This is a genomic window from Enterobacter sp. WP_7_1, from assembly GCF_003688535.1.
Taxonomy (GTDB): domain Bacteria; phylum Pseudomonadota; class Gammaproteobacteria; order Enterobacterales; family Enterobacteriaceae; genus Enterobacter; species Enterobacter asburiae.
In genome coordinates this window covers 684,768-697,161 of sequence record NZ_REFK01000001.1, presented here as the reverse complement: position 1 = coordinate 697,161, position 12,394 = coordinate 684,768, and the positions used below count along the sequence as shown (strand labels likewise).

Sequence of the window (12,394 nt, the reverse complement as noted above, 5' to 3'; positions counted from 1 at the left end):
AGGTTATCCTTGCATCTGCGGCTTGTGCGCGGTGACGTGAATATAGCGGCCAAGGCTGATAAAAGGCTCCTGACGGCAATACCGCGTTTCTAATTCTGTTAAGGTGTCAAAACAGTCACGCTGTTTGTGTTTTTCACGCAGATAATCATGAAACACCCTGACGCCCGTCTTCCCGACGATCTGCCAGCCAATCGCTTCCAGCCAGCCATAAACCTGCTGTGGATCGCGCGGATAGTCCGGGGAAAGCGTGCGCTTTTTCTTTTTGGGCATCCCGACCTGCACATAGTCGAAGTTTCCTGCAACCATGTTGTGCATCAGGAAGCCGTTAGCATTGTAGAACATCAGCGACAGCGTGCCGCCCGGGCGCAACATCGACCACAGGGTTTGTAACACGCTTTGCGGATCGGCAACCCACTCCAGCACCGCATGAAACAATATCAGATCAACCTGGGTTTCCAAATGCTGCGCGATGTCCTGAGCGGCGCATTGTATAAAATGCATGTTGTCGCTCACACCTTTCTCTTCTGCAGCACGCGTCGCGCGGGAGACCATTTCAGCAGAAAGATCGCAAAGCGTGACGTGATGACCGCGCTCGGCCATTTTTATCGCCGTCTGCCCTTCACCGCCACCGGCGTCCAGCACGCGCAACGTTTGCCCGCCAAAGGTAGCCAGGATGGTGTCCAGATCCTGCCAGAGGATCGTCTGACGGAGCTGCCCTTTCGTGGTGCCATAAATGTTGCGCGAAAACTTTTCCGCGATGTCATCAAAATTGCGATCCCGCATTGGGAGAGTTCCACTCGCTAACTGCAAAACCGCTATTTTGTCACACCCGCGCGGAGAATGAACCTCTCTGGTGTAATATCACGGGTAATCACCTGCTATATGGTCAAAAAAGGAACCAAAAAGGATGCTTTTTACCCTTAAGAAATACATTGGAGGGATGATGCTTCCCCTTCCGCTGCTGCTCATCATCATCGCGCTGGGGCTGGCGCTGGTGTGGTTCAGTCGCTTTCAGAAGAGTGGCAAAACGCTTATCACGCTCGGCTGGTTTGTCCTGCTGCTGTTGAGCCTGCAGCCGGTCGCGGATGGTCTGCTACGACCCATCGAAAACAAGTACCCAACATGGCAGGGAAATCAGAAAGTGGCGTACATCGTGGTGCTGGGCGGTGGATATACCTGGGATCCTGACTGGGCGCCCAGTTCAAACCTGATCAACAACAGCCTGCCACGGCTAAACGAAGGTATTCGCCTCTGGCTGGCAAATCCGGGATCAAAAATGATCTTCACCGGCGCGGCAGCCAAAACGAACCCGGTGAGTACGGCTGAAGCGGGCGCCAGGGTCGCAGAATCACTCGGCGTGCCGCGCTCCTCAATTATCACTCTGGACAGCCCAAAAGATACCGAAGAAGAGGCTGCCGCAGTGAAGCAGGCAATTGGCGATGTCCCGTTCTTACTGGTGACCTCCGCCTCACACCTGCCACGCGCAATGATTTTCTTCCAGAAGCAAGGCCTGCACCCGCTTCCCGCACCGGCAAACCAGATGGCCATCGACGCGCCGCTCACCCCTTGGGAACGGGCGATCCCCTCCCCGGCCTGGCTGATGCATAGCGATCGCGTCGGTTATGAGACGCTCGGACGCCTCTGGCAGTGGCTGAAAGGATCGTCAGGCGAGCCAGGGCAGGAGTGATTTTGTTGCCAGATCGAAGTTTGCGCGATTAAAACGTCCGGTATTCACCAGCTGCGCGACTTCGTCCCAGAGCAGGTATAGCCAGCGCCGCCAGAGAAACGCTTCTGCAACGGGCGCGCGTTGAAGGTAGTGCCACAGTAAACCTTCCGCCGCCCCGCTGTCGCTGAGCCTGAACAGCTCATATTCGCGCGGAGCCCAGAGCATGATCCCCGGCCCCAACATCGCCAGAAGCTGATCGCTACGGGAGTCTTTGAGCATGCTTCGCAGGGTGAAATTACCGTGGATCAGCACGCAGTTGTCATTAAAACCGTCGAACAGCGCCGGTAAGCACTCGCGGGTGCGAAACAGAATACGTTTGTCCTGCATGGTTAAACCGGTATTGTTGAACTGGTTAAGCGTTCCCCACAGCACTTCCACCCGCTGGCGATACCACAGCGGCCACAGGTTTTCCTGAGTGCTGTCGACCGGACCGACAAGCCCGCGGCTATCCTGACGATGCCAGGCCAGCAGCGCCTCGACAATCTGGTCTTTTAACTGCTCCCAGCGTTCCGGCGTGCGCGCGGGCGCTTCAACGGGCACGCCGCGTAAACGCTCAATCAGCAGCACGTCCGGGCCGGGATGTTCCTCGTGGGTCATCACGCCGTACACCGTCGGCATCCGGACGGTTCCCTCCCGCGCCAGCATCGACATTTTCCATGCAAGCTGCCTGGCAACGCCCGGCGAGGTGAAACTTCTGGCCATCAGCGGCATTGGGTTGCCCTGACCGTCATACAACGACCAAAGCGCGGTATCGGCCTTTTCACTCACGCATTCGATCCGACTTAATTTCTCACCCAGCAGATGGCTAAGTTCGGCACGCAGCTGTTCCATATGAGATTACCCCCATTAAGACTACTGCTTTTATAATGAGCGTCCTTAAGGGAGATGTCACCCGGAAGAGATCAATTAGGGAAAAGAAACGGGAATTAATGGGGAGAGGACATCCCCCCGTCAGGAGGGATGCAGGCGATATTAGCGCAGCTCGGCGCGGACGCGCTCAAGATCTTCCGGCGTATCAACGCCCGTTCCAGGCACTTCGCTGGCAACGGCAACGTGAATTTTTTCGCCGTACCAGAGCACGCGAAGCTGCTCCAGCATTTCGATATGCTCCAGCGGACTCGGCGCCCAGGTAACATATCGACGGATAAAACCGGCCCGATAGCCGTAGATCCCAATATGACGCAGGAAGGTATCGCCGATGGTCTCTTTAGAGAGCGCAAAGCGATCGCGATCCCACGGGATGGTGGCGCGTGAGAAATAGAGCGCATAGCCTTCGGCATCCATGACCACCTTCACCGCATTCGGATTGAATGCCTCTTCAGCGTGGTGAATAGGCACCGCGAGCGTCGCCATACCAACCTGACGCTGAGCCAGGTTTTCTGCCACCTGACGGATAATCGCCGCCGGGATCATCGGCTCGTCACCCTGCACGTTAACGATGACCGTATCATCACTGAAGCCACATTTCTCAACCACTTCCGCCAGACGCTCGGTGCCGGACTGGTGATCGGCGCGGGTCATGCATACCTCACCGCCTGCTGCCTCAACCGCACGGGCGACGTCAGGATGATCGGTAGCAACAATCACGCGATCGGCACCGGATTCACGCGCACGCTCAAGGACATGCACAATCATCGGCTTGCCGTTGATATCCACCAGCGGTTTACCCGGCAGACGCGTTGAGGCATAACGCGCAGGAATAATGACAACAAAACTCATGGTTTGCTCTCTTCTGCCACCAGGGAACGAGCTTCATTTTCCAGAAGTACCGGAATGCCGTCACGCAGCGGGAAAGCCAGGCTGTCCAGCTTGCAGATCAGCTCCTGTTTGTCCTGGCTGTAGTAGAGTTTGCCGTTGCATACCGGGCAGGCAATAATTTCAAGTAAACGGTGATCCATAGTTCCTCCGTATGGGTAATCGCTAAAGCTTAACACATTCCCTTTTCAGGGAGTGCCTGTTTCCCAGCCACTTCGACAGGATGTAAACATCCCGTCGGGTACCCGGCCCAGCGTCACGTCGCGGGCACCCTGCCAGCACGCGAATTCGCTAATGGCGGACGTTAACCCTTTTTCCAGGCTCGCCGTCACCCTGATGCCCTCTTCCAGATAAAGCGCAATGATTTCAAGCGTGCCGGTCTTGCGGTGCATTTTGGCGTCCATGCGCCCGACCAGTTGCCCCTTATGCAGCAGCGGGAGAACAAAGTAACCATACTGGCGCTTTGGGGCTGGGGTATAACATTCCAGCCGGTAGCTAAAATCGAACAGCTGCTCGGCGCGTTTTCTGTCCCAGACGACCGGGTCGAAAGGCGACAGCACCGCACTATGGGTTGCCTGAAGTTTCCCCTCCAGGGCCTGAGGCAGTAGCGGGAGGAGATCCGCATGCAGCCACATTTCGCCCAGCGTTTCCACCGTGACGGGGATGACGCGCTGTTCGCATTGCCAGATGTCCAGCAGCGGTTTCAGCGCGGGCTGGCGAAGGCGATAATAATCTGCCAGCCATTGGGTGCGGAAAATCCCCAGGCTGCGGGCGCTATTCTCCAGCATGATGGCCTCGGCCGCCTCCTGGGTAAGCAGGTCACGCTCGTCGTCCCAGTGCGGCATCACGCGATGCGTCAGGTCGTAGACGCGCTGAAAATTACGCCGCTCAATCACCATGACTTTGCCAGAGGTAAACAGCCCTTCGAGATGACGCTTATGCGGCTTCCACTCCCACCAGCCGCTGGTGCCTTTGCGCGGGTGTTCAAAATCGGCGGAGCGTACGGGACCGTTATCCTGAATATGCGCGATTAGCTGCTCAATTTCGGCCGCATGTTCCAGCATCCACGCCTGTCGGTATTTCCAGCCCATCTTTTCCGGGGCAAGCATACGGTGGCGAACCAGGGCAAAATCGCTGCGGGGCAGGAAGCAGGCTTCGTGCGCCCAGTACTCCATTAACTCCCCCTTGCTGAGCGCCTCATCCAGCCACTGCGAAGGATAATTTCCCAGGCGGCTAAACAGGACCAAGTAAGGGCTACGGGCCACAATGTTAATGGTGTCGATTTGAAGCAGCGACATGCGCTGGACGGTAGAGAGAATATCGGCAGGCTGCGCGAGGCGGCGAGGCTTTTTGAGCAGCCCCTGCGCGGCAAGATGTAAATGACGTGCGGCTGAAAGCGAGAGTTGCGGTAAAGACATGCGTTTTCCTGTCAGTCAAAGCGCCACCAGAACCGCGTAAGCCTTTACTGCACCAACGCAATCAGTTCCTGGAGCAAGTGTTCCGGCTGCTCGCCGCTGAGTTCAGCGTCAACCGGCAGATACCACCAGTTATCTTTCGCGAAGGCACGGCATTTCACCGCATCTTTTTCAGTCATGATCAGCGACTGCCCAGGTACGGTCAGGGCGTCTACCTGCCCTTCCACCAGCGCCTGGTGGTCGGCCAGCGGAACGCGTTTTTCCAGCCGGGCACCACACTGTTCCAGCGTCGCAAAGAAGCGCGGCGGATGGCCAATCCCCGCCATCGCCACCGGTGAAGGCAGCTCAGCAACCGACCGGCGTTCCCCCGTCACCAGGTTGATCGCCAGGCCCGGCTGCAGGTACATCGGGATTTCACCCGCGTTTGCCTCACCGCCGTTAACAATCACCGCATCAACGGACTTAAGACGCGAAGCGCGTTCGCGCATGGGGCCAGCCGGCAGCCACCAGCCGTTACCGAAACGGCGAACACCGTCGATGACAACAATCTCTTTATCACGCGCCAGGGCGTAATGCTGCAGGCCATCGTCAGTGATAATGATTTGTACCGCGTGTTCGGCAAGCAGTGCCTGAACCGCGTCGCTGCGCACCGGGGAGACCGCAACCGGCGCGCCGGTACGCTGGAAAATCAATACCGGTTCATCACCCGCTTCGGCGGTCGTGGTTTCCGCCGTCAGCAGCAGCGGATAACGCGCTGCTTTACCACCATATCCGCGCGATACCACCCCCGGGCGGATACCGCGTTTTTGCAATTGCTCCACCAGCCAGATCACCACCGGCGTTTTACCGTTGCCGCCCGCCGTAAGATTACCGACAACCACAACCGGAACCGGCGCGCGCCAGGCACGCTTCAGTCCCAGACGGTATAGCAGACGGATAGCGCCGCTCACCAGGCCATATAGCCAGGAGAGCGGCAAAAGCAGCAGCCACAGCGGAGATTCACCGGACCAGATGCGTGCAATCATTGTTGGCCAAACTGCATCTTATGAAGCTGAGCGTAAACGCCGCGGTGTTCCAGCAAATCGGCATGGCTTCCGCGTTCAACAATGACGCCATCCTCAACCACGACGATTTCGTCAGCCTGCTCGATAGTCGACAGACGGTGCGCAATCACCAGCGAGGTACGGTTCTTTTGCAGCTCATCCAGCGCGGACTGGATAGCGCGTTCAGATTCCGTATCCAGCGCAGAGGTCGCTTCGTCCAGGATCAGAATCGGGCTATCGCGCAGCAGCGCACGCGCAATGGCGATACGCTGTCGCTGACCGCCGGAGAGCAGTACCCCGTTCTCACCGATTATCGTATCCAGACCGTTATCCATCTTGTTGATAAAGTCCATTGCGTAGGCCATACGCGCGGCGTTCTCAATCTGTTCGCGGCTGTACTCATCAGTGCGTGCATAAGCGATGTTGTTGGCGACCGTATCGTTAAACAGATGCACGTTCTGAGAGACCAGCGCAACCTGGTTACGCAGCGACTGCAGGGTATACTCCCGTAGGTCATGACCGTCTAACAGGATCTCACCTTCGTTAATATCGTAGAAACGGGTCATCAGGCTGGCAATAGTCGATTTACCCGAGCCGGAGCGGCCCACCAGCGCAACGGTTTTACCCGCCGGAATGGACAGGTTGATATTACGCAGGGCAGGCACTTCACGGCCTGGATAGGTAAAGGTCACGTTGCGGAATTCGACGTCTCCGTTTGCACGCTCGATCACGCGCTTACCTTCATCCTTTTCCTGTTCGGAATCCAGAATGCTGAACAGTGTCTGACAGGCGGCCATCCCGCGCTGGAACTGGGCGTTCACGTTCGTCAGGGATTTTAGCGGACGCATCAGGGCGATCATAGAGGAGAAGACCACGGTGATGGTACCCGCCGTCAGCGTCTCCATGACGCTCGGGAAGCTTGCCGCATAGAGGACGAATGCCAGCGCCAGGGAGGCAATCAGCTGAATAATCGGATCAGAGATAGAAGAGGCCGAGACCATTTTCATCCCCTGAAGACGCATTTTGTTGCTGACTTTATCAAAGCGTTTGGTTTCGACGTCCTGACCGCCAAAAATCAGAACTTCTTTATGCCCTTTCAGCATCTGTTCCGCGCTGGTCGTCACCTGCCCCATCGTGTTCTGCATATTCTTACTGATATTGCGGAAGCGCTTTGAGACGACGCGGATGGCAATAGAAACTATCGGCGCCAGAACGATAAGGATGATCGACAGCTGCCAGCTGTAATAGAACATCATCGCGAACAGGCCGATGATTGACGCACCCTCACGCACAACGGTGATCAGCGCGCTTGAGGACGAGGAGGCAACCTGCTCTGAGTCGTAGGTAATACGGGACAGCAGCGTCCCGGTAGACTGCTTGTCAAAGAACGAAACCGGCATGCCCATCATGTGGCTGAACAGGCGACGGCGCATGGTCATCACCACTTTCCCTGATACCCAGGAAATACAGTAGCTGGAGATATAGCTGGTGATGCCGCGTAAGATCATCAGTCCGATAACCACCAGAGGCATCCATAGCAACACTGAGCGATCCGTTTTACCAAAACCGTCGTCCAGTAACGGTTTGAGAAGCGATAGCATAAAAGTATCGCTGGCTGCGTTGAGGATTAACGCTACTCCCGCCACGATCAGGCCTGTTTTAAAGGGCGCAATCATCGGCCAGAGTCGGCGGAAGGTTTGCCACGTGGAGAGATCTTTGTCGTTATGCATTCAAAAAACCAGCATTCGTTGAAATAGCCGCATATTCTACCCGTTATCGACGGGCGCGCCAAACCACTGATGATACCAAACGGGTAAAAATTGCTCTCGCAAGCGCCGGATTTGCCAGTGATGTTGCGAGAATGTCACCGATATTTGTCCAGAATGAGGGGTATCGTGCCAGATGTACCCCTCTTTTCGATAACGTCGAACAACTTTTGCCGACGGGAATCGCCATGCGTTATAGCGGGCCGCTGAATCCAGGGCGATCTGACCTTCCACCCGCTGCACCAGCGGCAATGAAGAAGAAGTATTGCTGCCATGATGGGGCACCTGTATGAGCGTGGACGTGAGATAACGCCAGTAATGGCTAAGCATAGCCTGTTCCGCTTGCGCTTCAATGTCCCCCGTTAGCAGAACGCTCTGCTCACCGTCATCCACCTTTACCACACAGGAATGGTTGTTCCCCTGAGCCGGGTAATTTTCAGGGGGCCAGTGGGCGGTGAAGGTAAGTCCCTGCCATCGCCATCTCTGCCCGCGAAAACAGGGGCGATGTCCCGCCTGGTGCAGGGGGCTTCTTACCCACACGTCCGGCCACGCTTTTTGCAACGATGCGAGTCCTCCCACATGGTCGAGGTGTTCATGACTGAGAATAACGCCTTCAGGCCGCAGGTGATGCCAGCGAAGCCACGGGATAATTAACCGCTGAGCGCTATCCCCGCCCGGCCAGGCAAGCCCGGTATCATAGAGAATGGCTTTCCCCTGCCGTTCAACGACCATCGCCAGCCCCTGCCCTACATCCAGCATATGCAGCGTCCAGCTCTCGTTTTTTTCCGTTCTCCAGAGAGGAAATGTGAGTAAAACACTTCCTGCAAGGCAAACGGCAGGAAGGATTTTCCAGGCACGAAAGCGCCAGCCGATGATGATAAGCCAGGGCAGTAATGTCATGTACTGCCAGCGTTGGTCGACATTTTGCCAGCCGTCAGGCAAGCGCATGAGGAGCCAGAACAGCCCCGCAAGTGACTTATTGGCTGCGAACCAGACCACGCTTTCCGGTGCCGCCAGCGGTAGGAGATGAAGCAGCATGCCGAGCAGGATCAGCGGCACGGAGACAAACGTCACCAGGGGAACGGCAAAGAGATTCGCGACCAGGGAGGAGATGCTGAAGCCATGGAAAATCAGAACCTGTAGCGGCATCAGCAGCATCAGCATACCGACCTGCAGATAGATCAGGTTCAGCAGCGGCCGTATACGTCGTGCCCGGTGCCAGCCAGGAAGAGGCAGCCACTGAAACCAGAAAATCAGCGCGGCGACAGCAAATGCAGACAAAAGCAGACTCTGCGAGAGTATGGCTAAGGGATCGCTTATCAGGATCGCTGCGATACAGCACCCCCATACCTGCCATGGAGACCATTGCCGGGCAGCGATCCGCAACATTGCAAGCACAGCAAGCGCGATGACCGTTCGTAGCGCAGGTGGTTGCAAACCGGTAAGCCAGGCGTAGAAAGCGGCAAAGCATAACCCGGCCAGAAGAGGCATTTGCCAGTGGACCCGGTGGCTGGGTAATAGAAACTGAAGCCCACGCGCGAGTAACCAGGCGAGGGATGCCGCCAGCGCGATATGCAGACCCGAAATCGCCATCAAATGTAGCGTCCCGGTTTCACGCATCAGGTCTTTTATTTCCTGGGGTACATCCAGACGTTCACCCATTCCCAGTCCGAGGATAACCGCCCCCCAGCGGTAAGCAGAAAGGCGGTTTTGCAGTGACGTCAGGTATTGCGCTCGCAGGCTGCAGCGCCCATCGACGAGTTCAGCATGGGTGAAGTGACCGCTCAGCGTTTGATGACGGGCAAAGGCGCTGCGCTGAGAATCATATCCGCCGTCGTTCAGTTCGCCATGGACAGGCCTGAGCCTGAGCGTCATGCTCCAGCGCTGACCGGCACACGCTTTCTGTGGCAGATAATTGCCATACAGCGTTACGCCGGTGGAGGCCCACCAGCGCTTGCCCTCTACGCTGAGAATGTTTCCCTGATGCAGCGTTGCGCCATCTGTGGCGGTGATCGCTACCTCAGCCTGCACAGCCCCCGTGGTTAAATGCTGCATCGGCCAGACGCTCTCCTTCGCAGCCAGAATACCCCAAACGCAACATAACAGCGTGATACCCGCATACTTCAGTCGTACGTTTCGCCGTGCGGCCAGCACGATCCCGCCAACAATCATTATCCACACGGTATGACGTGATGGCAGTTCCGGTAACCAGAGTAACGGGGCTATCGCCAGAATGGCGCAGATGCTAAGCGCGGGAATTCCCATTGCTACCTCCCTGTTTCAGAGGGGCAGTATGTAATCAGGCAGAGCGATTTGTCAGATGGGAAAAGTACATTTTACAGCGCGCGCTGTGCTGTTTTTATCGGTTTGCAGAAAACAAAACGGAAAATGCGGGGTATCTTCAGAATGAAAGCGACAGAGACAAAAAAAGCACCCGCAGGTGCTTTCTTTCGAACCCAGTTTAACCTGCTGGCTAAACTCAGTTGCCGTAAATATTGGCGCGATCGCGCAGTTCTTTACCCGGCTTAAAGTGTGGAACGTACTTGCCTTCCAGCTCGACTTTATCGCCAGTTTTCGGGTTACGCCCGGTACGTGGAGCACGATAGTGCAGAGAAAAACTACCGAAACCGCGGATTTCAATGCGCTCGCCCTGGGCAAGAGTGGAGGCCATATGCTCCAGCATCTCTTTTACGGCATCTTCCACTGCCTTGGCAGGGATATGCGGTTGCTGACTGGCAAGTCTTTCAATCAATTCTGACTTGGTCATGATTCCTCCGGTTCCTTTCAAACCAATTAGCTGAACAGCTCATTAAACAAGGGCGGCCGTAGCCGCCCTTTGTTATTGATTACAGGACGAATCCTGCAATCTGTCAAGTTTGCTCCTCATCCTTCACGCTGTAAATGCGTTACAGCGCAAATGATGCTGAGAACCTGATATTACTCGCCTTTAGCTGCTTTGAAAGCTTCAGCCATTGCGTTGTTAGAGAAGTTTGCATCTTCCTGTTTGTTAACAGTTGCGATTGCATCTTTCTCATCAGCTTCGTCTTTAGCACGAACAGACAGGCTGATTGCACGGTTCTTACGGTCAACACCGGTGAACTTAGCTTCAACGTCGTCGCCTACGTTCAGAACCAGAGTGGCATCTTCAACGCGGTCACGTGAAGCTTCAGAAGCGCGCAGGTAACCTTCAACGCCGTCAGCCAGTTCTACGGTTGCGCCTTTAGCGTCAACTGCAGTCACTTTACCGTTTACGATTGCGCCTTTCTTGTTCAGTGCAACCCAGTTGTTGAACGGATCTTCTGCGAGCTGTTTAACGCCCAGGGAGATACGCTCACGCTCTGCGTCAACCTGCAGAACAACTGCAGCGATTTCGTCGCCTTTTTTGTATTCACGAACTGCTTCTTCGCCTGCAACGTTCCAGGAGATGTCAGACAGGTGAACCAGGCCATCGATGCCGCCGTCCAGGCCGATGAAGATACCGAAGTCAGTGATAGACTTGATTTTACCTTCAACACGGTCGCCCTTGTTGTGGGTTTCCGCGAACTGCTGCCATGGGTTGTTTTTGCACTGTTTCAGGCCCAGGGAGATACGACGACGTTCTTCGTCGATATCCAGAACCATCACTTCCACTACATCACCAACGTTAACAACTTTGGATGGGTGGATGTTTTTGTTGGTCCAGTCCATTTCGGAAACGTGCACCAGACCTTCAACGCCTTCTTCGATTTCAACGAAGCAGCCGTAGTCAGTCAGGTTGGTTACGCGACCAGTCAGTTTAGTACCTTCTGGGTAACGCTTAGCGATAGCTACCCATGGATCTTCGCCCAGCTGTTTCAGGCCGAGGGATACACGAGTACGCTCGCGGTCGAACTTCAGCACTTTAACAGTGATTTCGTCGCCCACGTTCACGATTTCGCTTGGGTGCTTAACGCGTTTCCACGCCATGTCGGTGATGTGCAGCAGGCCATCAACGCCGCCCAGGTCAACGAATGCGCCGTAGTCAGTGAGGTTCTTAACGATACCTTTGACTTCCATGCCTTCCTGCAGGTTTTCCAGCAGCTGATCGCGTTCTGCGCTGTTTTCGGATTCGATAACGGCACGACGGGAAACAACAACGTTGTTACGCTTCTGGTCCAGCTTGATTACTTTGAACTCAAGCTCTTTGCCTTCCAGGTGCAGAGTGTCACGAACTGGACGAACGTCTACCAGAGAACCTGGCAGGAACGCACGAATACCATTCAGCTCAACAGTGAAGCCACCTTTAACTTTGCCGTTGATAACACCGACCACAGTTTCAGCTTCTTCGTAAGCTTTTTCCAGCGTGATCCATGCTTCGTGACGTTTAGCTTTCTCACGAGAAAGCAGGGTTTCACCGAAGCCGTCTTCTACTGCGTCCAGAGCAACGTCAACTTCGTCACCTACCTGGATTTCCAGCTCGCCCTGGGCGTTTTTGAACTGCTCTGCCGGAATGGCGGACTCAGATTTCAGACCGGCGTCAACCAGTACTACGTCTTTGTCGATAGCAACAACAACACCGCGAACGATGGAACCCGGGCGGGTTTCGATTGTTTTTAAGGATTCTTCAAACAGTTGAGCAAAAGATTCAGTCATGTTTAATCTTCAGGTTAATATTAACGTCCACCTGGCTCCGTGCCGGATGGGGTTGTTTCACATACCCGCCGTCAATCC

General features: G+C 55.5%; 11 protein-coding genes. 1 reads left to right on the top strand and 10 read right to left on the bottom strand.

Annotated features, from left to right (window positions below; genetic code table 11):
• Positions 1-3 precede the first annotated feature (3 nt).
• Positions 4-783, bottom strand: a complete 780-nt coding sequence (gene cmoM, locus BJ885_RS03390) for a tRNA uridine 5-oxyacetic acid(34) methyltransferase CmoM (RefSeq protein WP_047648169.1) — start codon at positions 781-783, stop codon at positions 4-6.
• Between the two features lie 124 nt (positions 784-907).
• Here cmoM and elyC point away from each other — a divergent pair, with 124 nt between their 5' ends.
• Positions 908-1,687 carry an envelope biogenesis factor ElyC gene (gene elyC, locus BJ885_RS03385; protein WP_121931186.1) on the top strand — a complete coding sequence of 260 codons (780 nt, stop codon included), beginning with the start codon at positions 908-910 and terminating at the stop codon, positions 1,685-1,687.
• On the opposite strand, the gene BJ885_RS03380 is transcribed toward elyC, so the two are convergent.
• The 9 genes from BJ885_RS03380 to rpsA all read right to left on the bottom strand — a co-directional run bounded on the left by BJ885_RS03380 (position 1,664) and on the right by rpsA (position 12,316).
• Complete coding sequence (locus tag BJ885_RS03380; protein WP_029739503.1) at positions 1,664-2,557, bottom strand: YcbJ family phosphotransferase; 894 nt, start codon at positions 2,555-2,557, stop codon at positions 1,664-1,666. The two genes, elyC and BJ885_RS03380, sit on opposite strands and share 24 nt — an antisense overlap.
• Positions 2,558-2,698: 141 nt before the next feature.
• Positions 2,699-3,445: a 3-deoxy-manno-octulosonate cytidylyltransferase gene (kdsB, locus tag BJ885_RS03375; protein ID WP_121931185.1), complete on the bottom strand. Its 747-nt coding sequence runs from the start codon at positions 3,443-3,445 to the stop codon at positions 2,699-2,701.
• A complete protein-coding gene (gene ycaR / locus BJ885_RS03370) occupies positions 3,442-3,624 on the bottom strand; it encodes a protein YcaR (protein ID WP_006174474.1) in 183 nt (60 codons plus the stop codon). Before ycaR ends, kdsB begins: the two co-directional genes overlap by 4 nt.
• A gap of 45 nt (positions 3,625-3,669) precedes the next feature.
• Positions 3,670-4,899 carry a winged helix-turn-helix domain-containing protein gene (locus BJ885_RS03365; protein ID WP_121931184.1) on the bottom strand — a complete coding sequence of 410 codons (1,230 nt, stop codon included), beginning with the start codon at positions 4,897-4,899 and terminating at the stop codon, positions 3,670-3,672.
• Positions 4,900-4,943: 44 nt separating this feature from the next.
• A complete protein-coding gene (gene lpxK, locus BJ885_RS03360; RefSeq protein WP_047648173.1) occupies positions 4,944-5,921 on the bottom strand; it encodes a tetraacyldisaccharide 4'-kinase in 978 nt (325 codons plus the stop codon).
• Positions 5,918-7,669: a lipid A ABC transporter ATP-binding protein/permease MsbA gene (gene msbA, locus BJ885_RS03355; RefSeq protein WP_023335128.1), complete on the bottom strand. Its 1,752-nt coding sequence runs from the start codon at positions 7,667-7,669 to the stop codon at positions 5,918-5,920. The genes lpxK and msbA overlap by 4 nt, the downstream gene beginning before the upstream one ends.
• 36 nt (positions 7,670-7,705) lie before the next feature.
• Positions 7,706-9,970, bottom strand: a complete 2,265-nt coding sequence (locus tag BJ885_RS03350) for a ComEC family protein (RefSeq protein WP_121931183.1) — start codon at positions 9,968-9,970, stop codon at positions 7,706-7,708.
• Between the two features lie 214 nt (positions 9,971-10,184).
• On the bottom strand, positions 10,185-10,472 hold the full coding sequence (ihfB, locus tag BJ885_RS03345; protein WP_008499965.1) for an integration host factor subunit beta: 288 nt from the start codon (positions 10,470-10,472) through the stop codon (positions 10,185-10,187).
• A gap of 170 nt (positions 10,473-10,642) precedes the next feature.
• A complete protein-coding gene (gene rpsA / locus BJ885_RS03340; protein ID WP_014169387.1) occupies positions 10,643-12,316 on the bottom strand; it encodes a 30S ribosomal protein S1 in 1,674 nt (557 codons plus the stop codon).
• Between the last annotated feature and the right edge of the window lie 78 nt (positions 12,317-12,394).